The sequence below is a fragment of the Tardiphaga sp. OK246 genome (assembly GCF_900188215.1).
Lineage (GTDB): Bacteria > Pseudomonadota > Alphaproteobacteria > Rhizobiales > Xanthobacteraceae > Tardiphaga > Tardiphaga robiniae.
On record NZ_FZOX01000001.1, the window covers coordinates 526052 to 550764 of the forward strand.

25 protein-coding genes and 1 pseudogene are annotated in these 24713 nt (G+C 60.5%); 9 read left to right on the forward strand and 17 right to left on the reverse strand.

The genetic code is table 11. From position 1 onward, the window contains the following. Positions 1–127: 127 nt before the first annotated feature. Positions 128–517 carry a hypothetical protein gene (locus tag CHC01_RS02535; RefSeq protein WP_244558187.1) on the reverse strand — a complete coding sequence of 130 codons (390 nt, stop codon included), beginning with the start codon at positions 515–517 and terminating at the stop codon, positions 128–130. 228 nt (positions 518–745) lie between these two features. On the opposite strand from CHC01_RS02535, the gene CHC01_RS02540 reads away from it, so the two are divergent. Beyond that, complete coding sequence (locus CHC01_RS02540) at positions 746–1153, forward strand: hypothetical protein (protein WP_089262161.1); 408 nt, start codon at positions 746–748, stop codon at positions 1151–1153. Between the two features lie 290 nt (positions 1154–1443). Here CHC01_RS02540 and CHC01_RS02545 read toward each other — a convergent pair whose 3' ends face one another. After that, positions 1444–1881 carry a VOC family protein gene (locus CHC01_RS02545; RefSeq protein ID WP_089262163.1) on the reverse strand — a complete coding sequence of 146 codons (438 nt, stop codon included), beginning with the start codon at positions 1879–1881 and terminating at the stop codon, positions 1444–1446. A 266-nt stretch (positions 1882–2147) separates the two neighbouring features. Here CHC01_RS02545 and CHC01_RS02550 point away from each other — a divergent pair, with 266 nt between their 5' ends. From CHC01_RS02550 to CHC01_RS02570, 5 genes are all read left to right on the forward strand, one after another. Then, positions 2148–3371 carry an ABC transporter substrate-binding protein gene (locus CHC01_RS02550; RefSeq protein WP_089262165.1) on the forward strand — a complete coding sequence of 408 codons (1224 nt, stop codon included), beginning with the start codon at positions 2148–2150 and terminating at the stop codon, positions 3369–3371. Between the two features lie 179 nt (positions 3372–3550). After that, complete coding sequence (locus CHC01_RS02555) at positions 3551–4405, forward strand: branched-chain amino acid ABC transporter permease (protein WP_068733337.1); 855 nt, start codon at positions 3551–3553, stop codon at positions 4403–4405. A gap of 1 nt (position 4406) precedes the next feature. Next, positions 4407–5336, forward strand: coding sequence for a branched-chain amino acid ABC transporter permease (locus CHC01_RS02560; protein ID WP_089262167.1), 930 nt, complete (start codon positions 4407–4409; stop codon positions 5334–5336). Further along, positions 5333–6070 (forward strand): ABC transporter ATP-binding protein, encoded by a 738-nt coding sequence (locus CHC01_RS02565; protein ID WP_089262169.1) that lies wholly within the window; start codon positions 5333–5335, stop codon positions 6068–6070. Before CHC01_RS02560 ends, CHC01_RS02565 begins: the two co-directional genes overlap by 4 nt. Then, positions 6057–6764, forward strand: a complete 708-nt coding sequence (locus CHC01_RS02570; protein WP_089262171.1) for an ABC transporter ATP-binding protein — start codon at positions 6057–6059, stop codon at positions 6762–6764. The genes CHC01_RS02565 and CHC01_RS02570 overlap by 14 nt, the downstream gene beginning before the upstream one ends. Before the next feature lie 187 nt (positions 6765–6951). Here CHC01_RS02570 and CHC01_RS02575 read toward each other — a convergent pair whose 3' ends face one another. Further along, positions 6952–8160 carry a BtaA family protein gene (locus CHC01_RS02575; protein WP_089262173.1) on the reverse strand — a complete coding sequence of 403 codons (1209 nt, stop codon included), beginning with the start codon at positions 8158–8160 and terminating at the stop codon, positions 6952–6954. A gap of 169 nt (positions 8161–8329) precedes the next feature. Between CHC01_RS02575 and CHC01_RS02580 the strand changes: the two genes are divergently transcribed. Then, positions 8330–9022 (forward strand): class I SAM-dependent methyltransferase, encoded by a 693-nt coding sequence (locus CHC01_RS02580; protein WP_244558188.1) that lies wholly within the window; start codon positions 8330–8332, stop codon positions 9020–9022. Between the two features lie 2 nt (positions 9023–9024). On the opposite strand, the gene CHC01_RS02585 is transcribed toward CHC01_RS02580, so the two are convergent. Further along, entirely contained in the window at positions 9025–9903 is an 879-nt protein-coding gene (locus tag CHC01_RS02585) for a putative bifunctional lysylphosphatidylglycerol flippase/synthetase (protein ID WP_089262175.1), read from the reverse strand. A 320-nt stretch (positions 9904–10223) separates the two neighbouring features. Here CHC01_RS02585 and CHC01_RS02590 point away from each other — a divergent pair, with 320 nt between their 5' ends. Continuing rightward, positions 10224–10445 carry a hypothetical protein gene (locus tag CHC01_RS02590; RefSeq protein ID WP_139285875.1) on the forward strand — a complete coding sequence of 74 codons (222 nt, stop codon included), beginning with the start codon at positions 10224–10226 and terminating at the stop codon, positions 10443–10445. A gap of 16 nt (positions 10446–10461) precedes the next feature. Here CHC01_RS02590 and CHC01_RS02595 read toward each other — a convergent pair whose 3' ends face one another. Both CHC01_RS02595 and CHC01_RS02600 read right to left on the reverse strand, forming a co-directional pair. Beyond that, the gene (locus tag CHC01_RS02595) at positions 10462–11289 is read right to left on the reverse strand and encodes an NAD-dependent protein deacetylase (RefSeq protein ID WP_089262179.1); all 828 of its coding nucleotides are present in this window, start codon (positions 11287–11289) and stop codon (positions 10462–10464) included. A gap of 284 nt (positions 11290–11573) precedes the next feature. Next, positions 11574–12881 (reverse strand): amidohydrolase family protein, encoded by a 1308-nt coding sequence (locus tag CHC01_RS02600; protein ID WP_244558189.1) that lies wholly within the window; start codon positions 12879–12881, stop codon positions 11574–11576. 30 nt (positions 12882–12911) lie between these two features. Here CHC01_RS02600 and CHC01_RS32905 point away from each other — a divergent pair, with 30 nt between their 5' ends. After that, the gene (locus CHC01_RS32905) at positions 12912–13262 is read left to right on the forward strand and encodes a hypothetical protein (RefSeq protein WP_244558190.1); all 351 of its coding nucleotides are present in this window, start codon (positions 12912–12914) and stop codon (positions 13260–13262) included. 24 nt (positions 13263–13286) lie between these two features. Here the strand turns inward: CHC01_RS32905 and CHC01_RS02605 are convergent, their stop codons facing one another. The 11 genes and pseudogenes from CHC01_RS02605 to CHC01_RS02655 form a co-directional block, all read right to left on the reverse strand. After that, positions 13287–14180 (reverse strand): polysaccharide deacetylase family protein, encoded by an 894-nt coding sequence (locus CHC01_RS02605; protein WP_089262183.1) that lies wholly within the window; start codon positions 14178–14180, stop codon positions 13287–13289. A gap of 36 nt (positions 14181–14216) precedes the next feature. Next, the gene (locus tag CHC01_RS02610) at positions 14217–14984 is read right to left on the reverse strand and encodes an amino acid ABC transporter ATP-binding protein (RefSeq protein ID WP_089262185.1); all 768 of its coding nucleotides are present in this window, start codon (positions 14982–14984) and stop codon (positions 14217–14219) included. Further along, entirely contained in the window at positions 14981–15838 is an 858-nt protein-coding gene (locus tag CHC01_RS02615; protein ID WP_176454476.1) for an amino acid ABC transporter permease, read from the reverse strand. The genes CHC01_RS02610 and CHC01_RS02615 overlap by 4 nt, the downstream gene beginning before the upstream one ends. Continuing rightward, the gene (locus CHC01_RS02620; protein ID WP_089262189.1) at positions 15835–16659 is read right to left on the reverse strand and encodes an ABC transporter substrate-binding protein; all 825 of its coding nucleotides are present in this window, start codon (positions 16657–16659) and stop codon (positions 15835–15837) included. Before CHC01_RS02620 ends, CHC01_RS02615 begins: the two co-directional genes overlap by 4 nt. A 149-nt stretch (positions 16660–16808) precedes the next feature. Then, positions 16809–17783 carry an isopenicillin N synthase family dioxygenase gene (locus CHC01_RS02625; RefSeq protein WP_089262191.1) on the reverse strand — a complete coding sequence of 325 codons (975 nt, stop codon included), beginning with the start codon at positions 17781–17783 and terminating at the stop codon, positions 16809–16811. A gap of 325 nt (positions 17784–18108) precedes the next feature. Further along, positions 18109–18990, reverse strand: a complete 882-nt coding sequence (locus CHC01_RS02630) for a helix-turn-helix domain-containing protein (protein ID WP_210185343.1) — start codon at positions 18988–18990, stop codon at positions 18109–18111. A 602-nt stretch (positions 18991–19592) separates the two neighbouring features. Further along, positions 19593–19757, reverse strand: a pseudogene (locus CHC01_RS02635) (aldehyde dehydrogenase family protein); the annotation flags it as partial. A 757-nt stretch (positions 19758–20514) separates the two neighbouring features. Continuing rightward, a complete protein-coding gene (locus tag CHC01_RS02640) occupies positions 20515–21315 on the reverse strand; it encodes an ABC transporter permease (protein WP_244558191.1) in 801 nt (266 codons plus the stop codon). Positions 21316–21336: 21 nt separating this feature from the next. Next, positions 21337–22221: an ABC transporter permease gene (locus CHC01_RS02645; RefSeq protein WP_089262195.1), complete on the reverse strand. Its 885-nt coding sequence runs from the start codon at positions 22219–22221 to the stop codon at positions 21337–21339. Positions 22222–22232: 11 nt separating this feature from the next. Then, positions 22233–23288, reverse strand: coding sequence for an ABC transporter ATP-binding protein (locus CHC01_RS02650; protein WP_244558192.1), 1056 nt, complete (start codon positions 23286–23288; stop codon positions 22233–22235). Between the two features lie 99 nt (positions 23289–23387). Continuing rightward, positions 23388–24551 (reverse strand): ABC transporter substrate-binding protein, encoded by a 1164-nt coding sequence (locus CHC01_RS02655; protein WP_176454477.1) that lies wholly within the window; start codon positions 24549–24551, stop codon positions 23388–23390. Positions 24552–24713 lie beyond the last annotated feature (162 nt).

The following is a 24713-nucleotide window of genomic DNA, read 5'->3' on the forward strand; positions in this document are numbered from 1 at the left end:
GTAGGTCCGCGTATTTATCGACCCGATAACCCTCGTGTGTAGTTGGCGCCATACAAGGCCCCTCACCCGGCGCTACGCGCCGACCTCTCCCCGTAAAGAACGGGGCGAGGTTAAGAAAGCAGGCGGCTCATTTCTGCCAGCTGCAGATGCCGCCCGTGCGACACGGCCAGACCTGCACCCGCGTGTCCGCCGCATTGGAATCCAGCGGATTGCCGCGGCGAGCTACCTTCTTTTGCGCAGCGGCGCGCTGTGCCACCGGCTTCGCAGACTGCGCGCGCACAAGACGCGGTGCTCCCTTCGCCGGATCAGCTTTCACATTCGCCTTCGCATCGGCCTTGGCCTGGATCTGCACCTGCTCGAATGACGCGGGCGGGCCCAGCAGTTTCGGCGACAGCACGGCCTTCTGCAGGTCGAGCAGCAAGAATTCGCCGGGCTTGTATGTGTCCGCTTGCGCGGCACCGACGCACGCCAGCAGACTGACGCCGGCCGCAATCATACTCAAACGCTTGCAACTCATTTACGCCTCCTGAGGCCGGTTCCCGGCTTCTGGACTAACATGTCTCTAAGTTAAGCATGGATAACGTTGAATCCAGCCCCGAGTTTCCCCGGAAAGTGCCTGCGGCGCAGGCATTTCTGGCGGTAAGACTAACCGTCCATGCCGCACCCACCGATTGATCCAGCGCAATGCGACTCCGCGCTGCTGCGCAGACCCTTCGCTCAATCACTCTCAGCAGCGGAGACCGCCATGACATCCGTCCAGCCCTATCCCGTCGTCAGCAATCTCATCGAACGCATTGGCGACTGGTTGATCCAGCGTCGCCAGCTCAACGAACTCGGTGCGCTCGACAGCGGCGAGTTCAAACGCATGGCCCATGAGCTTGGCCTTGCGCCAAGCGATCTCGATACGATCGTGCGCAGAGGCGTGAACGGTGCGGAGGAATTGCCGCAGATGCTCCGCGCGCTCGGTTTTGACGAGGCCGCCATTGCCAAGATCCGGCCGCCTGACATGATGGAGATGCGCCACGCCTGCGCCAGTTGCGCACACAAACGGGCCTGCGGCGCCGACCTCGCAGCCAAGACGGCGGCGGCGAACTACGAGAACTATTGCGCCAATGCCAACGACATCACGCTGCTGGCCCGGGCTGCGGAGTAGATTATTCTCCACCTTTACTAAAAATGCTCGAAAAGCCGGCCAGGTAAGCCTAATCGGTTAGGTTAAGATTTGGTTTAAGTTGCGACAAACCCCGGCTGGGATAGCGTCGATCGCGTCGCGCAGTGGGGTGCGGAAGTCGCTTTCCAACCCCGAATTTCAATGCACGGCACGGGACCGCCGTTATTACCTGCGTCGGCGGTCCCACCCCTTGGCCGACAATCCTGACCACCCAAACACGCAGCCGTTACCCATCACCCGACCTGCGTCATGCTGTGACTGCGTGCGTCCGATCACGTGCAGAGCATCGGTGGCGCCTGAATATCAGCGAACACCTCCAGCAAATTCCCGTCGGGATCGCGAAAGAACAGCGTGCGGTGTCGAAAGACCTGATCGGTCGGCGGTGACACGAGGCTGATACCTTTTCGCACTAATTCCTCGGCACACGCATCGACCTCCGCCACGGAAACCTTGAAGGCGAGCTGAAGTGCTGCGCTGCCAACCGGGATCGGATGATCCGACGCGGTGCGGCTTGGTATCGCCAGAGCTAACGTGTTGCTGCCGATACGAAATTCTATCCAGCCGGACGACAGCACGCGCTGCAGCGAAAAGCCGAGCAGCGTCTCGTAGAAGTGCCGCATCGCGTCCATGTCGCGGACGAAGATGACTGTGTAGTCGATGGCGCGAATGGCTTGAAAGGCTGAGCTGGTGCCTGCACCCTGTTCATTCATCCCGGCTTCTCCATGCTCATCCGGCGAGACGATCCATCAGCGTCAAAGCTCGCACGGCTGGCTGCGCGTCTACAACTGCAGGGCACACCGCGCATGCGCGTCATCGCAACGCAACAGAAGTACACGTTGTGAATGCTCGCAATTTAATCCGCGACACAGTGTTGCTGTGCGCAATCTTCCTTGACTTGCTCTCGCCGCACTTGGCAATCTGTGATCACACAAAAAAGCATCGGGCAACGACCCAGATGCCTCTAGGGAGAGACACCATGGACTCATTTCTGAGGCCGCTTGCGGCTGCGAGTATGATTGTTGCTGGCGCCCTTGCTTCCACTGCTCCAGCATCTGCCCAGCAAGCGCCGATCAAGATCGGCATTCCGACGTCGGTCCAGCTGCAGGTCGGTCGCGACACCCAGAACGCCGCCAAGCTGGCCATCGAAGAGATCAACGCCAAGGGCGGATTGCTCGGCCGCAAGCTCGAAATGGTTGTCGCCGACGAGACCGAGAATCCCGAACAGGGCATTGCTGCAATCAAGAAGCTCACCGCCGACGACAAGGTCAACGTGCTGATCGGCGGCTATACGTCAGGCGTCACACTGGCCCAGCTGCCGCATATTTCCAACGCCAAGACGATCTATATCGGCGTCGGCGCGGCCTCCCCGGCCATCACCGCAAAGGTGAAAACAGACTATGAGAACTACAAATATATCTTCCGCGCCTTCCCCATCAACGCGGCGCATCAGGCGCGCGCGCTGGTCGACTTCATCAACGGCAAGCTGAAAGGCGAGATGGGCCTGAAGAAGATCGCCATCGTCGGCGAGAACGCGAAATGGGTGCAGGATCTCGTGCCGATCCTTAAAAAGGGCGCCACCGACGGCGGCACCGACGTGACGCTGGCCGAATTCTTCGACACTTCGACCTCGGATTTCTCGCCGCTGTTCGCCAAGGTGAAGAATTCCGGCGCGCAGTATCTGATCGTCGTGCTCTCGCATGCCTCATCGGACATCTTCGTCAAGCAGTGGCATGACGCGCAGGTGCCGATCCCGATCGGCGGCATCGACGTCAAGAGCCAGGACGCCGACTTCTTCACCCGCGTTAGCGGCAAGGCAAATGCCGAAACCGTCGGCATGTTCGCCATCCGCGCGCCGCTTACCCCGAAGACCATTCCGTTCTGGGATGAATTCGTGAAGCGCTTCGGCACCGCACCTGTTTATACAGGCATCGGCGCCTATGACGCGGTCTATGTCTATACCGATGCCGTGAAGCGCGCCAACTCCATCGAGCCCGATGCCGTCATCAAGGAGCTGGAGAAGACCGACCATGTCGGCATCGCCGGCAAGCTGGTGTTCGACGAAGTACACGATGTGAAGACCGGCCCGGGACTGCAGAACCTGCTGTTCGTGCAGTGGCAGAAGGACGGCGCCCGCGTCGTGGTCTGGCCGAAGGAAGCCGCAACCGGCCCGATGATCGCGCCGCCCTGGATGAGCAACTAAAGCGTCGGACCAAGCCGTACCCTAACGGCCGTCATTGCGAGCCAGGGGAGGCCGTCCTTCGCGGCCTCCCCTGAGCGAAGCAATCCAGAAGCCACAAGCGAGAACTGGATTGCTTCGTCGCCAAGTGGTTCCTCGCAATGACGAGGAGCCTATTGTCCGGTCCTCAACAGCGGGTTCTCATGCTTCAGATTCTGATCTACGGCGCGGTCTCCAGCGCCATCTATGCGATGCTGGCCGTTGGTTTCACCCTGATCTTCGGCGTCGCCCGTATCCTCAATCTCGCCCATGGCTCGTTCTACGCACTTGGCGCCTATGCGGCCTATGTCCTCACCTCGCTACTCGGCGTTCCGCTCTTCATCGCAGCCCCGCTGGCGGTATTGATCGTCGCGGGCTTCGGCGTGGTGATGGAGCGCTTTCTGGTGCGCCCGCTGCGCTCGTCGCAGCTCGCGGTGCTGATGATTACCCTCGCCGTCTCGCTCGCGGTCGAACAGGCGCTATTCATCACTTTCGGCTCCGAATATCGCAACGTACCTTCCTTCGTGGCTGACAAGCTCTCGATCGGAGGCGTGGATATTTCCGGCCAGCGTTTGCTCGCCCTTGTCGCCGGTGTCCTCGTGCTGCTCGGCCTCTGGCTGTTCATCCAGCGCACACGGCTCGGCGCAGCCATCCTCGCGGTATCGCAGGATCCGGAAGCCGCGCAATATATGGGCATCCCGACCAACCGCATTTTCTCCATCGTGATGGCGATCTCCGCCGGCACCGCGGCGCTCGCTGGCGTACTGGTGTCGCCCTTCCTCACGGTACAGCCGACCATGGGCCTGCTGCCGATGGTGAAGGCCTTCGCCATCGTCATCGTCGGCGGCCTCGGCTCGATCCCCGGCAGCATCATCGCGTCGCTGATCCTCGGCTATTCCGAGACCATCGTCGCCTATCTGATTTCGACATCATGGACGGAGCTGGTCTCGCTGGTCGCGGTCGTCGTCACGCTGATGATACGCCCATCAGGACTCCTCGGGCGACGGGCGGCATTCTGACATGAAACGCATCGCCCCCATCGACATCGCAGGCGGCATCCTCGTCGTCGCCTTTCTCGCGCTGCTGCCCATGTTCGCCGCCAGCAACTACCTCACCGGCGTGCTCACGGTCTGCGTGATCTACGGCATCTGGGCATCGAGCTGGGATTTCATGTCCGGCCTCACCGGACGCGAGAACTTCGGCCACTCGCTGTTCATCGGCGCGGGCGCCTATACCGCCGGCTTCCTGTCTTCGATCTGGTCGACAAATCCGTGGGTCAGCCTGCCGCTCGGCGTGGTGATCGCCATCGCCTTCAGCCTGCTGGTCGGTTTCCCGACATTGCGGTTGCGCGGGCCGTATTTCGCGCTGGCGATGCTCTCCGCCTCCGCGATCCTGCAGCGGCTGTGTCTGATTTTCTGGGAATATACTGGCGGCGAGGAAGGCATCTACGGCCTCGATCCCTTGATGAAGAATCCGCTGCATTACTACTGGTTCGTGCTGGCGATTCTCGCGGTCACAGTGATCGCGCTGACGCTGCTGGCGCAGTCGCATTGGGGATTACTACTCCGCGCGATCCGCGGCGACGAGGCGACCTGTCAGGCAGCCGGCATCAACGTCACCTTCTACAAGATCGTGTCGCTGATGATCTCGGCCGGTTTCGCCGGTCTGGGCGGCGCGCTCTATGCGCATTACCAGCTGCAGGTGTCGCCGCCGCTGTTCTCGGTGGTCGTGTCGATCACCGTGATCATCATGGTCTATGTCGGCGGCATCGGCTCGATCTATGGCGCCGCCATCGCCGCAATCCTCCTGACGTTGCTCACCGAGATGCTGCGCGGCTTCGGCGAATACCGCCTCTGGATCTACACACTGACCCTGATGCTGATCCTGTTCTTCCTGCCCAATGGACTGATCGCGCCGCTCTGGCGCCGGCTGACGGAGCGCCTGCGATGACCGACCTGCTCGAAGTCAACGGCGTGACCAAGCGCTTCGGCGGCCTCACCGCCGTGAAGAATGCGAGTTTTACGCTGAAGAAAGGCGAGTTCACCGGCATTCTCGGCCCCAACGGCGCCGGCAAGACCACGCTGTTCAACATCCTCACCGGCTTCATGCAGCCGACCACTGGCACCATCCACTTCAACGGCGAACTGGTGCGCGAACTCGCCCCCTACAAGGTGGTCAATCGCGGCATGGCGCGCACCTTCCAGCTCACGCGTCCCTTTGTCGGCATGAACCTGTTGGAAAACGTGCTGGTCGCCTGCATGTCGCCCCGCGCCAGTGAGGACAAGGAGGCGCGCGCCAGCTACCTGCTCTCGCAGGTCGGCCTTGGCGGTCGCGACAAGGAGCCGGTCGAGACGCTGCCTTACGGCGACCTCCGGCGATTGGAGATCGCCCGCGCATTGGCGACGCGCCCGGACCTGCTGCTGCTTGATGAGCCCTTCGCAGGGCTTGGCAGCAGCGAGATCGAACAGCTCGCACAATTGATCCGCCGGCTGCACCGCGAGGAAAACCTGACCATCCTTCTGATCGAACACAAGCTGCGCGAATTCATGGCGCTGGTGTCGCGCGTGATCGCGATGAATTTCGGCGAGATCATCGCCGTCGGCCCACCGGAAGAAATCGTGAAGAACGAGAAGGTGATCGAGGCCTATATCGGCAAGACGGAGGAAGCCCATGCCTCTGCTTGAAGTCGCCGATCTCAAGGTCAGTTATGGCAAGGCGCTGGCCATCGAGTCCGTCTCGATCAGGGTCGAGAAGGGTGAACTGATTGGCGTGCTCGGCCCCAATGGTGCCGGCAAGACCACGCTGCTGAAGGCCATCTCGCGCAGCATCGCCTCGCAGGGCACGCTGAATTTCAAGGATGCGTCCTTGCATCCGATCGAGCCCTATAACGTCGTTGCCAAGGGCATCTGCCATTGCCCGGAAGGGCGCAAGCTGTTCTCGGAACTCTCTGTGCTGAAGAACCTGCAGCTTGGTGCTTACCTCCGCAAGAACAATGCCGATGTCGAGAAAGACCTGGAACGCGTCTTCACGCTATTCCCGGTGCTGCGCGAACGGCAATGGCAGCAGTCCAGTACATTGTCCGGCGGCGAACAGCAGATGGTGGCCATCGGCCGCGCGCTGATGGGCCGCCCGGAACTGCTGCTGCTGGACGAGCCCTCGGTCGGCATCGCGCCGCGGCTGAAGGGGCTGATTTTCGACTCGATCCAGCAAATCCGGAGAGACGGCACCGCGATCCTGATCGTCGAACAGGACGCGACATCGACGCTGCGGATTGCGGATCGGGTCTATGTGCTGGAACATGGGCGGACGATCCGCGAGGGGACGTCGGCGGAGATCGCTGGCGACAAGTATATCCAGCAGATTTATCTGGGGGTGTGACGTTCACGTGCTCGCTTCTTACCTCGCCCCGCTTGCGGGGAGAGGTCGGAGCCGAGCGCCAGCGAGGCTTCGGGTGAGGGGGAGGCAGCGAGTAAAACACCAGCTCCCCCTCACCCGACTTCCACGCGCTTCGCGCGTTACAGTCGACCTCTCCCCGCAAGCGGGGAGAGGTTAAGACAGCAACGCCTTACGCCTTCCGCGTATACAGATGAAACCCGCCATAGATGCCCGAACGATCCGCAGCCAGACCTTCGGCACTGCGTGCCTCATCGCGCTGCCACGTCTCACGCAGCGATGCATGTTCCGGATCGTCCAGCGGTGACTCGGCACCGGCGGTGCGGAAGATCACTCGGATGCCGTCCTTGCCGGCGCGGTCGATCGCGTCCCACAATGCACGGATTTCATCCGGCGCCATCCAGTCCTGCGAATCCAGCAGCACGACCGCGTCGATCTGGCGGGCCGGAAGGCTCTCCAGGAACACTCGTAGATTGGCATGCACCGGCGTGACCAGAGCGGCGCGGCTGGCGGTGTCCGCGTAGCGGCTCTGCTGCAGATAGAGCGGCAAGCACTTGTCACCGGGGCCGACATAGCTGCGGCTCAGCGCCTGCCAGGCAAAATAGTTGTTGGCGTTCGGATGCACGTCGATCAGAGCGAGCAGACGCTGATGCAGCACTTCGTTGAGCGGCTGATTGCCGCCCAGCAATGTACGCTGCTGCGGCGGGATGCCGAGACTGAACAACAGCGCCGGCGTCTTCGTCATCATACGAGCGAGCCGGGAGTGGAACAGCCAGTGCAGGCGTTCCAGCGCGCGCTTGCGCGCCGGGGACTGCTTGTCCTCGTGCAACAACGCCTTGAGATCGATGCGGGCGAGCTTCGCCAGCGTATGCGCGAAGCCGATAAAGCGGCCGAGCGCGCCATGACGATAGAAGCCGTCACTGAAGTAACCGTAACGGGGGCGGCCCTGGATATCGCGCTCGTCCCAATAGCCGCGCGCTTCGGCATCGAGCAGCGGCCGCAGGCGCTCGCGATACAGGCCGACATTGGTATCCGAGGCGCCTTCGCCGAAGAATTTCCAGAAGTCCTGATAGTTCGGCAGTGCGCGCAGGCCGGCGAGCTTCAGCTTCAGCAGCGACAGATGCGCTTCATTCAGATCGACCGCATAGACATGCTCGGGCTTCGCCGACAGATAGGACAGCGCGTTGCAGCCGCCGCTGGAGATAGTGACAATCGTCGAACCGGGCGCCAGTTTCAGCGCCGCCATGTCCGCCTCGGGATCTTCCCAGATCTGCGTATAGACCAGCCGACGGAACCAGAAGGCAAACAGCCTGTCCCAGATCGTCGTTTCCTCGCGACCACGGCTATTGCGAACGGCGTCGGCGATCAGATGCGTATTCATCGGTTTCTTGAACCCTTCGAATCGACAATCTGAAATTTTTATCAAGCGCAGACTGCGGTTTTGCGACAGTCATTCTAAATTTCGGCCGATTCCCGTGACGAAACCACTGTCACACCGCTGTCGTGTTGCGATGAAATGGATCGCTCATCCGGATGCGATGAGGTGCGCCATGACGATTGTCTCCGAATACGAAGACGGCGGTCAGCCCGCATGGTCGAACGAAGCTACGCATCGCATGAACCGGATGTATCGCTGGCAGCGCTTCATCTATGACGCCACGCGCCGGTACTATCTTCTCGGCCGCGATCAGCTCATCGCAGAACTCGCGCCTGCGCCGGACGCGACGGTGCTGGAGATCGGCTGCGGCACCGGTCGCAATCTGGTTCAGGCCGCCCGCAGATATCCGCAAGCGGTATTCTACGGCATCGATATTTCGACCGAGATGCTGACCACGGCCATCGCATCAATTACGCGCAACGAGCTCACGGATACCGTCCGTGTCGCCCATGGCGATGCAACGAATTTCGATCCGGCGCGCATTTTCACCGTTCCGTCATTCGATCACATCATGATTTCCTACAGCCTCTCGATGATCCCGAGCTGGCAGGATGTGCTCGACCACGCCGTATCGCAGCTCAAGCCTGGCGGGCGACTACACATCGTCGATTTCGGCCATCAGGAACGGTTGCCAAAGATCGCGAGCAAGCTGCTGTTGCACTGGCTGACATTGTTCGACGTGACGCCGCGCCGCGAGCTTCTCGATGTGCTGAAGACACTCGCCGAGCGTCATCACGCCAATCTCGATTTCAATCGTCCGTTCCGCGGCTATGCGCAATCGGCGGTGCTGACATTGCCGAAGTAAATTCAGGCCAGCTTGCGTCTATTCACATTCCGGTAGGCTTCAACGGCGCCGAACAGCGTCAGCGACAGCACGAACGGAATCAGGTGATAGAACAGCCGGAATAGCAGCAGCACGGCCAGTAGCTGTTCGGTATGTTCGCCGCCAAGCCCGACGAGGATCGTGGCGTCGAACACGCCAATACCCGCGGGTGCGTGGCTGGCGAATCCCAACAGCGTCGCAGCGATGAAGACGACGATCACCTGCGCGACCCCGACATCCATCGTCTCGGGGATCAGTACATACATCGCCAGCGCCGCAGCTCCGAGATCGACGAGCCCGATGCCGATCTGGAAGAACACGTTGCGCCCGCTCGGCACCGGCACCGACCAGTTGCGGCCACCGAGCGTCCGGATACCGTTCCACGTCCAGGCGACATAAGCGATGATACCCGCGAGAATTGCGACCGCGATGAAGCGGTTGATCTCGGGCGAGAGCTGATCGATCCGGCTGATGGCACCCGGCTCATGCAAGGTGCTGAGCGCCAGCGCGGTGAGATTGCCGAGCCAGAAGGTGAGCCCGGTCAGGAAGCAGATGCGCGCGACGCCGGCGGGGCCGATGCCATGCGGTGCATAGATCCGGTAGCGCACCGCCGATGACACCAGCAGCACGGCACCGGTTCCGTGCGAGATGGGGTAGCTGGAAAAATTGGCCAGCGCTGCAATCCTGAAGGGAATGTCCCGCCGCCCGATCATCTGCAAGGCCAGCCAGTCGTACAGCGTTAGGCTGCCATAGGAGATCGCCACCAGCACCAGCGCCAGCGCGATGCTGCCTGGCGGTACCATGTGCATGGCAGACAGCACGTGGGCGAAATCCACGCCCTTAAGCGCCTTGGACAGCGCCATAAACGCAATCGTAGCAATTGCTATGCTAAGGAGCGCGCCAAGCCACCTCCAGCTGAGGCGCGTACGCATCAGCTGCATGATATTTTTCAATGCGGGTGGCACATTGTTCTACTTTTCATTAGGTCTGAGCACGCCGTGATTCGCGCATGTGTTCGCGCGTTCTGTTGCACGTCCATGTGACAGCTGCGCAAAAGCAGCGTTTTGGCGCCGCCCAACAATCCGGTGATTTCCAGATTTCGCCCCCGCCATGTCGCATCAAGGTCATGCGGGTTCCGTAAGCCATGCGCACTGAATGCACTGATTCATCCAAGCAGGACACCATGTCGACCGAGACCGAATATCAGCTCACCGAAAACCAGTGGGACACATTGCGGATGCTTCGCCCCGCGATCCTGCCACCGGCCAAGCTGAACCGTTACGTGCTCGATCAGCTGGTTGCGATGGGACTGGTTGCGCTATCGGACACTCACCCGGCGCTCACGCCGATGGGCCGCGCCGTGGTTCTGCGCGGCTGTCCGCGACTGTGGGATCTGGCAGCCTGAGCCGAGGCATGCCGTTTTACGGCGCGTCCGCTGGTTGAAGCAGGAACGCGAGCGCGTCCTCGCAGCGATCTTCGACCTTGAAGCTGAGAAACTCGTCAGCCCGCGTGCGGCCGAGATTGACCGCCGCAATGGGGATCCCCGCGCGCATAGCCGCCTGAACGAAGCGAAACCCGGAATAGACCATCAGCGACGAACCGGCGATCAGCATGGCATCGGCCTTCTGCAAGTGGCCGAGCGCGGCATCGACGAATTCGCGCGGCACGTTCTCGCCGAAGAACACGACATCCGGCTTGAGGATGCCGCCGCAGATCTCGCAAGCCGGCACGACAAAGGACGCGAAATCGACGCCCTCCAGATCGGCATCGCCATCGGGCGCAACAGCCGCATCGAGGTCCAGCCATCCTGTGTTCAAGCGACCCATCTCGTGCTGAAACTCGTCTCGCCGAATCCGGCGTTCGCAGCCCATGCAGCGCACCAGGTCGAGCCGGCCGTGGAGGTCGATAACCTTCTTGCTGCCGGCCGCCTGATGTAACCGGTCGACATTCTGCGTGAGCAGCACCTCGCATCTGCCGAACTGTTCGAGCCGCGCCAGCGCATGATGTGCATCGTTCGGCCGCGCCTGACCGAACCGACGCCAGCCAATGAGACTGCGTGCCCAGTAGCGCTGCCGCGTCAGTTCCTCGCCCATGAAGGCCTGAAAGGTCACAGGCTGCGTCCGCTTCCAGTTGCCGTCGGTGTCGCGATAATCGGGAATGCCCGAATTGGTGCTGCAGCCGGCGCCGGTCAAGACAAACAGGCGCTCATGGCGATCGACGAAGTCGCGGAGGACATTGGGTGGGGTCATAGGGGAACGACTATCTCTTGACGCGAAACAATGCCAGGCGCGCGCGGACACGGCATATCGAGCCAGATATATGGGGGTAGAATTTTGAGATTCCACTGCGCTCGATCCCGAGTGCTTATTCGATCAACCGGTCGCACGCTGAAGAACCTTCCGAGACCGATCTTCGATCCCCCGCGGAGAAGACCGCATCACGGCCCTCGTTTCAGTTCGCTCACGCTGTTGCTGAGTATCTCGGCGAAGGTCGCAGCGGCAACTGGCAGTGCACACCCGCGCAACGATGACTGTTACGTCTTCCCGGCCCTGATCATCAGACCGGGCGCCTTGCTGTCTCTCAGCCGCAGCCGGTCGATATCGATCGGCTGGCACTCTATCTTGCGATGAACGCCGAGAATCTCGCGCGCCACCGGATCCAGTCGGGCGCTGACCGCGTGGTATTCCTCACACAGGCAGGCCTGCACCCCGGCGGCCGCTGCCATCACGCTCTGCTGGGTCATACGCGTGGTGCGGCCATCAACGACGACCGGTTCGCCCGCGACGAGGACCGTGTCGATGGCGCGCGGCGTGCCGGCATATACCAATTGGCGGACCGCACTGTTCAGCGGTACGAAAGCGGGATCATCGAGACTGATGAGCACGAGATCCGCCTTCGCGCCTGGCCTGATCGCTCCAAGATCGGCCTCGCATCCGAGCGCCTTGGCGCCACCTATCGTCGCAGCCCGAAACGCGGCCCGCGCGGCGCCGGCTTCGCCGGCTTCCCCTTGCAGCGCCCAATACAGAGCGAACGCCTTCATCGATTCAAAGATATTCTGGGAATCGCTGCCGCTGCAGTTGTCGCATCCAAGTGCGACGTTCACCCCGACTTCTGCATAACGCCGGATCGGTGCGATGCCGTTCAGCAATTTCAAATTACTGATGGGGTTGAACGCGAGATTCACACCTGCCGCGCCCAACTGCGCGATCTCATGATCGGAAATCCACACGCCGTGCGCAATCGTCAGGCGATCGCTAAGCAGACCCAGACGATCGAGAAAAGACACCAGTGAGCGATGATCTCCTTCATATGCGAGGCGGGCGAGCAATGCCTGCGAGCGCGTCTCGTAGAGATGTGTAAACACGCGCAGAGCCCGGTCTGCGGCCATTTGCGCCGTCCATTGCAACAACTGTTCCGAGCAGCGCTGTGGCGCGGATGGCGCGAGCGCCCAGCTCACGCGTTCGGATCGCGGCGCATCCAGCAGCGAAGCGACGAAATGTTGCATCGGACGGGGATCGAGGCTTCCGCCAAGCTCCCGAAGCGCATCGGCAGAGAGTTCTTCACGCCAGAATGGTACCGTATCAGCCGCAGCCTTGTCGCCAAGCTGAAGCGCCAGGACGGCGCGAATGCCCGCCTCCTGATAGGCGGACAGCACCGCGTCCATATGGCGCTGATCCGGCCCCACGATGGATACCATGTCCTGCACGGTAGTCACGCCGCAGCGCAGATTCTCCACGGCGCCAAGCAACGTCCTGACACGGACCTCTTCGTCGCTGCGACGGGGATAGTTCGACGGAAAGCTGTAGAGCCCCCAGACCTCAAGCGGCATCTGCTCGAACATCCCGCGCAGCAGGACATCATGGGAATGGTAATGCGCATTGATGAAGCCAGGCGTCACCAACTTGCCGCGCGCGTCGATGACACGGGCATCCTCGCCTGCATCGAGCTTCCCCTCGGGACCTATCGCCACAATTCGCCCATCGATAATCAGAACGTCGGCGACGGGAGGCCGGTCGAGTTCGCCATCCGGATCGAGTATCCGGCCACCTGTAATGAGGGTTCTCTGCACCTGGCTCATGCAGACTGCCCGCGCGGGCTGCGCAAGAATGCCGCGTGCAGTTCGCCCTTCACCGACACGTCGTCGAGACAGCGGCCATCGCCGGCAGCGAAGCACCGCGTCGCGCCCCGCGGCATGGAGCGGCCGATCTCATGCCGAACGTGATGTCGGGAGAGCGTGGTCATGATCTCATGCCGAGCGCAGGCCGGCGTCCAACTCGTGCATCTGATAATGCGCTGCGATCGCCGCGCCATTCGCGATCCACAGATCGGGACAGGATTTCGCGTAAGTCAGAAACTCGCGCAGCAGACGCAGCCGCATGGGCCGGCCGCTGCATTGCGGATGCAGCACGGTGGTGACCATGGCGCCCCAGTCGCGAATCTCGTCCAGTTCGTCCTTCCAGATCGACAGCACATGTTCCTTGGGAAAGATCGAGCGCGGGCTGAAGCGATTCGACAGCCCGTGCATCCAGTCGTCATAACTTGCCGTCACCGGCAGTTCGATCGTGCCCGGCTGGCCATTGGCGAGGCGGTGGCGATATGGCCGGACATCGTCGCGGAACGATGAGCTGTAGATGAAACCACGTTGCGCCAGCGCCACGCGGAGCGCTTCGGAAAATTCGCCGACTGGCGCGCGGTATCCCTTCGGTATCACGCCGAGACGGCGCTTCAGGGCGTCGAGACCCCGTTCCAGCTCCTCCTCGACAGGGTCGCCCGGCTCCACGACGAGATGATGATAGCCATGATGGCCGATCTCGTGGCCGGCCTTCAGGATCGATTCCGCCATCGCCGGATGCGCGTCCACCGTCCAGCCGGTCACGAAGAACGTCGCCTTCAGATCGAGCTGGTCGAGCAGTTGCAGCAGCTTCGGCACGCCGACGCGCGCTTCGTAACCGCCATAGCTCAAGGTCACCAGGCGCTGCGCATGCGCGGCATCCTTGCCCGTCCAGGCGCTTTCCGCGTCAACGTCGAAGGCCAGGAACATGGCGGACGTATAGGACTTCGGCCACGGAAATTCAGGTGCCGGCGCGGCGCTGTTGGCGGGAACCAGGGGAATACTGTTGAGCGCTTTACTGTCCTGCATCGGTCATCACCTTTTTCAGGTCGTCGTTTCCCAGCATCATCGGATCACTGCCGAGAGAAAGAGTTGCGTTCGCGCTTCACGCGGCGCGCCGAGGACTTCGGCCGCCGTTCCGGATTCCACGATCACGCCCCGATCCATGTAGACCACCTTGTCGGCGACCTCGCGCGCAAATCCGAGCTCGTGCGTCACCACCATCATGGTCATGCCGCTGCGCGCGAGCTCCTTCATGACCGCGAGTACCTCTCCGACCAGTTCCGGGTCCAGCGCGCTGGTCGGCTCGTCGAACAGCATCAGCATCGGCTTCATCGCCAGCGCGCGCGCAATCGCTACGCGCTGCTGCTGGCCACCAGACAGTTGCGAGGGATAGGACCCGGCCTTTTCCGCCAGCCCGACACGGCGCAGCAATTCCATCGCCTCGGCAATGACCTCCGCGGCATTGCGCGACTGCACCTGCATCGGTCCCTCGATGATATTCTCAAGTGCGGTCTTGTGCGGGAACAGATTGAAGCGCTGGAACACCATGCCGGTTTTCAGCCGCTGCTTCGCAATTTGCTTCTCATTCAGGCGATGCAACCGCCCGCCCTCCTCGCGTAGGCCGAGCAGTTCGCCATCGAGCCAGATGGCGCCGCTGTCGATCTCCGTGAGCTGGTTGACACAGCGCAGCAGCGTCGTCTTGCCCGAGCCGGACGCGCCGACCAGACACATCACTTCGCCGGCATGCACATCCAGCGAGACCTGCTTCAGCGCCTGAAAGTCGCCAAAGGTCTTGCTGACCGAGCGGATCGCAACGAGGGGTCTGTTCATCGCAGCGTCTGTACTGAACCGCGGGCGAAGCGCTTCTCGATCAACATCTGTAGCGGAGTCAGAATCGACACCACCAGCAGGTACCAGAGCCCGGCCACGATCAGGAGTTCGATGACGCGCGAATTGGCGTAATAGATATTTTCGGCGTTATGAAGCACTTCCGGATACTGGATCACGCTGGCCAGCGACGTTGCCTTGACCATGCCGATGAACTCGTTGCTGAGCGGTGGCGTCACGACGCGCATCGCCTGCGGAAAGATGATCCGGCGCAGCGCCTGCAGCCGGCTCATGCCGATCGCCTGCGCGGCCTCGTATTGCCCTGTATCCACCGACAGAATCCCGGCGCGCATGACCTCGGAGGTGTAGGCGCCCTGATTGATGCCGAGGCCAAGCAGCGCCGACAGGAACGGCGTCATGACGTCGACCGCCCGCGCCGACCAAAGGCCGGGAATGCCGATGGTCGGAAACACCAGCGCGATGTTGAACCAGAGCAGCAACTGCAAGATCAAAGGCGTGCCACGGAACAGCCAGGTGTAGCCGGCTGCCACCGTCTTCAGCACCGGATTGGACGACAGCCGCATGATGGCGATGACGACCCCGAGCACGATGCCGAGCAACATCGCAAGCACCGCCATGATCATGGTGTTGGCGATGCCCTGCAAAATTACCGGTACGGTCAGGAAACGGCCGACATAGGACCATTCGATCTGACCGTTGGCGAAAGCACGACCGATAGCCGCCAGCAGCACAAGGATCGCGGCCGCAGTGATCCAGCGTTGCCAGTGCAGCTGCCGCGCGATCGGCATCCCCGACAGATCGGGGAAATCGCCAGCAAGTCGTTCCGCTGCGTTCATTGCGCGGCCGCGTTGATCATAGGCTTTTCGATCGCGTTGCCCGGGATTCCCCATTTGGTGAGGATGGTCTTGTAGGTGCCGTCGGTGATCATCGCACCCAGCGCCTCGAACACGGCGTCGCGCAGCACGGTGTCTTCCTTGCGGAACATGATGCCCTGATAGCCGCTGCCGATCGGCTCGCCGACGACGCGGTATTTGCCCGGCTCCTGCTGCTGGGCATAAGGCAGTGTCTCGCTGCCCTGCACCGCAGCATCGATGCGGCCCTGCTTCAGCTGATTGCGGACATCGACCGCATTCTCACCGGGGGTGAACTGCACCGCGGGCTTGCCGGCGGTCTCGCAATTGGCCTTGCTCCAGCGCTCGATGTCCTGGGGATAGATCGTGCTGCGGGTAGTTCCGACCTTCTTGCCGCAGAGGTCGATGGCGGCCTGAACGGGGCTCTCAGACAGAAGGAAGAATTGCGGGCCGGTCTTCAGATAATCGACAAAGTCGGCGGTCTCGCGGCGCGACAGCCGATCCGAAATGCCACTGATGACGAAATCAGCGCGTTTGGTCTGCAGCGCCGGGATGATCTCGGCGAATTTGGTCTCACTCCAGACCACCTTGAGTCCGAGCCGCTTGCCGATCTCAGTGCCGAGATCGATGTCCAGCCCGACAAGTTCATTGGTGGCGGGATCGCGATATTCCATCGGCGCGTAAGTCGAGCTGACAGTCAGCTTCAACTCGCCGGCCTTCTTGATCGCCTCCGGCAACTCCGCCCCCTGCACACCGGTGGCGACCAGAAGTACGCCGACGACAGCGGCGATCGAGGTAGACCTCATGTCAGTTCCTTGGTTGGCAATTCCGATAGTGGTTCAACGTCAATTGTCCTGAAGAGGCAGGCAGGTCCGTGGGGTCAATCTGATATTCCGTAAGCGCTCCACGGCCCGTGTTCACAGATGCAATCGTCGTGCCGCACCCTGCGCACCGATCAGACGACCGGCGACGGCCAGATGCGCTTGTAGGTGGTCAGCATCTCTTCACCGACGCTGAAGGTCGGCGCCTCGGGCTCATTCTCCGACCCCAGCGGCTTCACCACGGCGTCGAAATCCGGCGTCATGAAGAACGGGATCGAAAAGCGCGGCGCACCGCTGCCGCGGTTGGCGACACGATGATTGGTCGAGGAAAACCTGCCCTTGGTCCAGAACTGCAGCGTGTTGCCGATATTGATGATGTAAGAGCCCTTTAACGGAGGCGCCGCGATCCAGTCGCCGCTCTTGTTCTGCACTTCCAGGCCGCCGGTCTGGTCCTGCGAGAGGATGGTGATGACGCCGGTGTCGCAATGCGCGCGCGCCAACAGCTCGACGGTAGGATCTTCGATCTGCGCATAGCGCAGCAACCGCAACTGCGACACATCGTGGGCATAGTATTTCGTGAACTTGTCGGTGGGCTCGCCGAGACCCTCCGCGAGCAATTCGAGCAGCGTGGTCCCCACCTGGTAGGTCCGCTCATAATATGAGTAGACGATATCGCGGAAACCGTCCGGCCCGGACGGCCACAAGTTTGGACCTCGCAGCGGCAGATTGGCTTTGACATCAGGGTGACTTTCGTCGAGTTCCGCCGCGCAATGAAACGCTTCCAGATTATTGCCCTTGAAGCTCGGGTCGGTATCGCCCTTCTCGCGAAGGCCGAGATAGCCGCGGTATTGACGCGACTTGGAGATGTGAATCTTGCGCTTCTCGGCATCCGGCAGGTCGAAGAATTTCCGGCTCATGTCGAACACGCCGTCCAGGATATCGTCGCCGATGCCGTGGCCGACGATGTACATGAACCCGACCTGCTCGGCTACCGCGACGACCTCGCGGGCCAGAGCCGCCCGCTTGGACGGATCATTTGCACCTGAGATATCGACGATCGGAATTTCATCGAAAGCCGCGAGGTTGCTCTGGGTCGGCTGGCCTAGCATTGATGTCTCCTGTCGCAGCTTGCAGGTTCGAATGACGTCTCGACCGGGATTGACTGGATCGGCGACCGGCCTGACGACGAGCCTGCACGCAATCCCCCATTTCGACGTGATCAAAATTGTTGGGCCGCAGATCAAAAGTCAACAAAAATATCAAAATTGAGACAGCCCGCCGAACACGTCAACGAACCGCTTTCGCACTGCATAGGTTGGCAGCAAATATCACGCGAAATGACGCAAATAACGCCACCATCTGCACAACGAATAGATTCGACTGGAAATCCGCGCTGTCTCAAAATTTATCCGCCGCGACTTCCGACTCGCACAGCTATGCCAGCGTGCGCTTCATCAGCTTTCGCAACAGCATTGCGCCGGCGGCCCCCCGGACGGACCCGTTCCACAATTTCTTGAACATCGCTTCGTGCAATTGGACGGCCTCCGCAGCGGCCGTGACAATGGCAACGCCCGTCAGGATGTTCGGCAATTCACCCAGACGATACGGACTGACCGACACCAGCGAGCCCTCGCTGCGTCGAAATATCTGGAATGTCTGACTTGGCATGACGCACTCGACCAGGCCGATCTGGATTCCAACCGGCTCCTGTTCCATCAACTGCGCGATCCGTTCCACTTCGACCGCAGCAGCCAGCCGCCGCTTCTTCTGCACGGCGGCAGGAAGATCCAGGCGTCCCACCAGTCCAAGACGCAAAAACCGTTCGATCTCCAACACGCCGATGATGCTGGCCACATTGGGCTGCTTCTGACGTAGCAGCGATTTCCGTTCCGACAGAATTCGAATCACATCGTCAATCTGTCGCTTGAGATCGGCCTTCGCTCCGTTCGCCGGCAGCGTCTCGATGAGCATCTGGCGCAGATGATCGTTGTAGTCTTCGGATGCTAGAATGAACGAGATCGGCTCATAGTGCGCCAGCACGCGCTCCGAGGTCAGCTCGATCTGGCGCATGCGCTCGAAGAAGCTGACAGCGTTGCTATGATATTCGACGCCCGCGTCCAGCAGCGAAGCCAGTGAGACGCCGAGCAATTCGGAAATCCGCTCCAGTATCTCAAGCTTGATCAATCCGCCTTTTTCCAGCCGGTAGACCGCCGCTCTGGAAATTCCGAGTTGGGCCGCCATCTCCTCCGTGGAGAGGCCCCTCCCGATGCGATATGCCCGCAGTCTTTCGGCAATTTGCTCGTATTGCACAGCCATAAATAAAGATGCCCATGAGAGCGACGCGGGAACGACACCAGTGCCGGATTCGAACCACTCGACAACATCGCCTATGACTAAGCGCGATGATCACTTGCGACAAGCGCTACATGTCGCCCCGATGTCTTGGACACTGGAGGTCCCCGGCGCGGTATTACCGAGGCTGACACGGCGTTTTTGCGCGCCCTGGATGCAGGAACGCCCAACCAGCTGCAGCCACCCCCCCCACCAAGAAGTGGAATCTGCAGGTGCCTAACCGGGTAAAGCCCGATTACGTGAAGGACGGGTAAAAATGCAGCTGGGTGCAAAACTGCCTTCAAGTGGCTTCCGGCCCTACACTAAGCCATTGAAATCAGGGAAAAAGTGGCAGACCTCGAACCTGTGCCCCCGCGCCCCGAATGCAGAGCACCTTCGTCGAACTATCGATATCGCTGGCTTCGCTATGGCGACGAAATCTGAGCGGGCAATCCGATAGAATGGGTCGCGGCCGCGCGCCAACTTGGAGGAAGCGCGCGGCCGTCGCGCCGCGAGAGCTACGACAGCCTCATGGCGGACTAGTTGCGGCGAACGGCTATCGTGTTCTGAGGGTGAAGCCGGCTTCGCTACCCGATGATCGCTTTGACCTCCAGATATTCTTCGAAGACGAAAACCCCGAACTCGCGCCCATTACCGGACTGCTTGTATCCGCCAAACGGAAGGCTGCGGTCGAATGCAGCGCCGTTGAGGTAAACACACCCTGCGCGGATGCGATTGGCGACGGCACGCGCCTTCCGATAATCGTGGCGCCGATCCGACGAAATGAGGCGCGAGTAGACTCGACAATCAACACCGCATCAGCCGCGCGCAGCACCAGATTGAATCCGTCATACTGGCAATATCTATGTCGGCGGCTGACACAGCGCGGCCCCTTGCCAAAACGAAATCAATGGATGCTCCGCTTGGCCCAACCATAGGCGACCATTGCATCGTGAAGTGCATTCCTAGCGTCAACAGTGCTGACCGGATCTTCGCTCGCAGCAGCTAGCCTGCTGACGACATCAATCCATTGAGGGGACGCGCGGGTTTCAGGTCCGACGTAGCGCTGAACCCATCTCAGCGCTGAAACAACCGACAACAGCTTCCGATCACCAGTCGGAGTCTGACCAGGCGCATCAGCGGTCAAAGTGATCGGCGCGAAGATGATCTGCACCGTTACCTCGTCGGTTAGCGGATGAAGTCCAAACTAGTATGGCGCAAAATACAAGGTACCCGCAAAGTCACGAAATTCAATTTGGAAACAGGCGCCCGCAGGACCGCGCTGATGCCCATGAACTAATATGCGAACGAGAACCCAACCGGCTACTCGTCATCGGACTGCTCAACGTTCCATACATCTGCGCGCCTCGAACGGCAGGTTCAAGATCGTGACAAAAGTCGATGCCAGTTACTAGGTCCGACGCCATGCTTCAGCAGGTGGTTCCTGTCCGCCTTGTACCATGAGCCAACCCTGGCGATGACCAAGCACGCGCAGCCTCAAATATGAATTTACTTGTCGAGCTTGAACACCATCTGTGTCGGGCGCACGAACCGCAATGCAATCAGAAGCAGCGTCATGACCATCACCATGTAGATCACGGCCATGGCATCGATGGAATAGACGGGGCGAACACCACCGGCAAACATGTTGTAGAATAGCGCGACGACGAGCGTCTGCGATCCACCGCCGCCGAGAAGAAATGCGAGCTCGAAATTCGATATCGTATTGACCAGCACGAGGACGCCGGCGGTCAGTATTCCCGGTACCATCAGGGGAAACAGAATCCGCCTGAAAATCTGAGCCCGGCTTGCGCCAAGCATTGACCCGCTCCATTCCAGATTGACGCTGATCTGCTCGAAAAACGGCATCAACACGAAGACGGCCAGCGGCACCATCGGCACCAACACTGCCAGCATCACGCCGACGACTGATCCGCCGACCCCATATCGGTAGAGAGTAGTCGCCAGCGGAATCCCGTAAGTCATCTGTGGGATTACAAGCGGCAGAAAATACAGCAGCAGAATGACCGATTTGAATCGGAAATTTCGTCGTGCAAGAATGTAAGCGGCCGGAAATCCAATGGCCAATGCAAGGAAGACAACAACGACCACGATCAGCAGCGTGACACCCAACACCTGCCCCAGATCGAAATTCTTCCACGCATAAGCGAACCAGTCAGTTGTATAAGCCGGCGGCAGCAGACCGCCGAACCAACGCTTAGCGAACGAGCTCACGACAACATGCGACACGATCCCAAGCATGTTGAGGATGAAACCCACAATGAACAGATAGAGCGAGAGCTTCCACATTCTGCTTCGCATTGTGCGGCCCTATCTTTTTCCGACGCCCATGGTCGCTGCCGGCGACAACCGGCGACGGAACAGGATGATGACCAGCAGCGCTGCCAGCTGACACAGGCCCATAACCACCGCGATCGCGGAAGCAGCCGACATGTCATATTGTTCGAAGGCCTTCTGATAGGCCGCAATGGAGATCGTGCGCGTGGTACCCGCCGGCTGCCCGAGCATGATGGCGGACGGAAAGACCGCGAAGCTCATGACGAACACCAGTGCGAATGCGATGGCAAGACCGGGCGCGATGAGCGGCAGCATCACGCGTCGGAAGACAATCGAAGGTGTCGCACCAAGCATCCGCGCCGAGCGTTCAAGGCTGGGGTCGATGCCGGATATGTATCCGAGCAGCATCAGGAAGCAGAACGGAAACTGCTGCATGAACAACGCCAGCATAACGCCAGCGTAGTTATGGGTCAGAATGAACGGCTCTTTGATAAACCCTAATCCGAGAAGGACCTGATTGAACCAACCCTGGGAACCATAGAAGCCCAAGATACCTTCCGACAGCAGGATCACGCCCAGCGAAATAGGCATGATCAAGATCGTCGTCACGGTCCGTTCCATGAAAATGCCCCGGCGCATGCCGTAAGCCAGCCAAAGAGCGAGCAGAAGGACAACGATCGTAGTGGGAATCGCCAGACTGAAGGTGATCCAGATCGTACCATACTGATAGGGATCGCTGAAGAAGGTAAGATAGTTCGCGAGGCTGAAGCCGCCAACCTTTTGCGGCTGAAGGCTGAGATAGACACCATACAAAAACGGATAGACGAACATGCATAGAACGTAGAGCAAGGACGGCAGCAAACAGAAGAATGCCAGCGCGTCGAATTCGCTCTTCTCATCGTTGGCTACGGCGCGCATTATTTTCTCGCCTATTCCGCAGGAAGCAAGACGACCTTGTCGATCGGAAACTGAAGGCCAATCGTGTCGGCGGTTCGTATCGCCTCGGCGGTGCGTAACCAGACTCGCGTGTTGTCATTGATGCGTATGGCGGCTTCCTGTTCCCGACCGAGATACTCGACCACTTCGACACGGCCACTAACATCTTCGGCACCGGAAACCACCTCACCGCCCGCCCGGATATCGTCCGGGCGGATCGCCATGACCATATCGACATCCGCTCGCACATCGGCCCCTGCCCGCGCCCGAATCCGGATTCCGTCACCAACGCCCTCGGCGATCCCGTCCGACACCGACGCGATCCTGACCTTGAAGAAATTCCGGAAACCCATGAAATCCGCCACGAAGACATTCTTCGGTCGGTCGTGGATTTCCTGTGGGGTACCCGACTGCATCAGGACGCCATTGCGCAACACCACAATCCTGTCCGACAGCGACAGTGCTTCGGCCTGGTCGTGAGTCACGTAGATCGACGTCAGCCCCAGCGCGGCGTGAATCTGCTTGATCTCCGCCCGCATCTCGACCCTCAGCTTGGCATCGAGATTTGATAGCGGCTCGTCGAACAGCATCAGGCGCGGATGCAACACGAGGGCACGCGCAATCGCAACGCGTTGCTGCTGACCGCCGGAGAGCTGGCCCGGATAGCGCTCCTCATAGCCGGTCAATTGCACCAGTTTGAGCATCGCATCGGTGCGCTTCTTGATCTCCTCCTTGGACAATGGCTTCAAGGTGAGCCCGAACGAGACGTTGTCGAAGACCGTCATGTGGGGAAAAAGTGCGTAGTTCTGGAACACCATTCCGAACGCACGCTTCTCGGGCGGCAGATGATCGACCCGCGCTCCATTGAGCCTGATCTCGCCCTCGGTCGCCGCAATCAGGCCAGCGACGATCGACAAGGCCGTCGACTTTCCGCATCCGCTCGGTCCGAGGAAGGTGACGAACTCGCCCTTTCGGATATCGAGCTCGAGGTTGTCCAGCACGGTCTTGTTGCCGTAGCGCTTGGTGATTCCAAGCTTCAGCGAGTCCAACGTATCTCCCGGCCCGTTCATGTCGTCCCGTTTCTGAGTAAGAAGCAACACAGCCACCTGCGGGTCCGTACATGCGGACCCGCACGCTCATCGAATTGATTACTTCTTGACCTGGTTTGCGCCCACTTCCCGGTCCCAACGATCCATCGCGTAGCTCAATTCCTTCACGCCGAGCGGCGGGGATACTTTCCATTTGGTGCCGACCTCGTCGTATTCGGGCCGCCAGAACTCCTTCACCAGTTCCTGGATCTCCTTGGGTGCCTTTTCCATGGTGGCCGCGGTGATCGTCGGCCCAATGAAGCCCGGCCAGGAAAGCACCTGCTGCTCGGGCCGGCGCATGAACTTCATGAGATCGAGAATGACGTCGACCTGCTCTTTCGGCACGCCTGTGGGGATGCACCAGTAATGTCCGTCGACGACGAAGGTCGTGTTCTGAAGGATGGTGATCTTGGAGTCCGGCGGGATGACGCTCTGGGCACGGGGCTTCATGTCCCATTCCATGATGCCGGCGATGATCCAGCGTTGCCCCTGGGCGAATTCCTTCAATGTGATCGCGGTGCCCGTCGGATAGTATTCGACGTATTGCCCAAGCTCCTTCAGATAGGCCCAGGTCTTGTCCCACCCCTTGTCGGGATCGAGTGGCTTCGAGTCATTCAGGATGTGGGCCATGCCCAGTACGATCGACCGTCCCGGTCCGCTATTTGCCGGACGCGCATACATCAGCCGTCCCGGATTTGCCTTTGCCCAGGCCAGCAATTCTTCGGCGGTTTTCGGCGGGTTGGGGACCTTGCTGGGATTGTAGACGAACACCGGCCCGCCGGCGTTGCCCACCGACGGCACCATGTAGTCGCGGCCCTCGTCGTACAGCGCCTTGCCGGCAGGCGTCATCTCATCGCGCGGAAACTGCTTCTCAAAATCGGGGATCTTGATCAATTGGTTGTTGGCCGCGAGAAACGCGCCACCGTCCTGTCCGGTCAGCACAAGGTTGATGTCCAGCCGTCCGGCATCCTGTTGAGCCTTGATCTTGGCCGGCAGCTCCGGCGCCGGCGCGCGCTGAATCCTGATCTCCTTGATCTTGTCGGGATTGGCCTTCTTGTAGTTCTCGATGATGACCTGGGTAGATGCGAGATCGCCACCGGTATCGATGATCGAGAGAACGATCGGCTCGGCGGCCCTCAGGGGTTCACCAGCGAAGGCCGTCACGGCGAGGACAGCCACGGCGCCGGCAAACGGGCGCAATAATGCATTCGGACAGATCCGCATTTCCGATTCCTCCCTGGCATATGCACCCGCGTCGCGCGCGGTTGTCATTTATTTGTAAACACAGCATCGACGAGTTGGGCGACATCTGTCAAGCATTGGGGGATCGCAATCGGCCGATCATGAGCAGGACTTGCTGATGTCGCGATGTCGCACCTTGCCCGT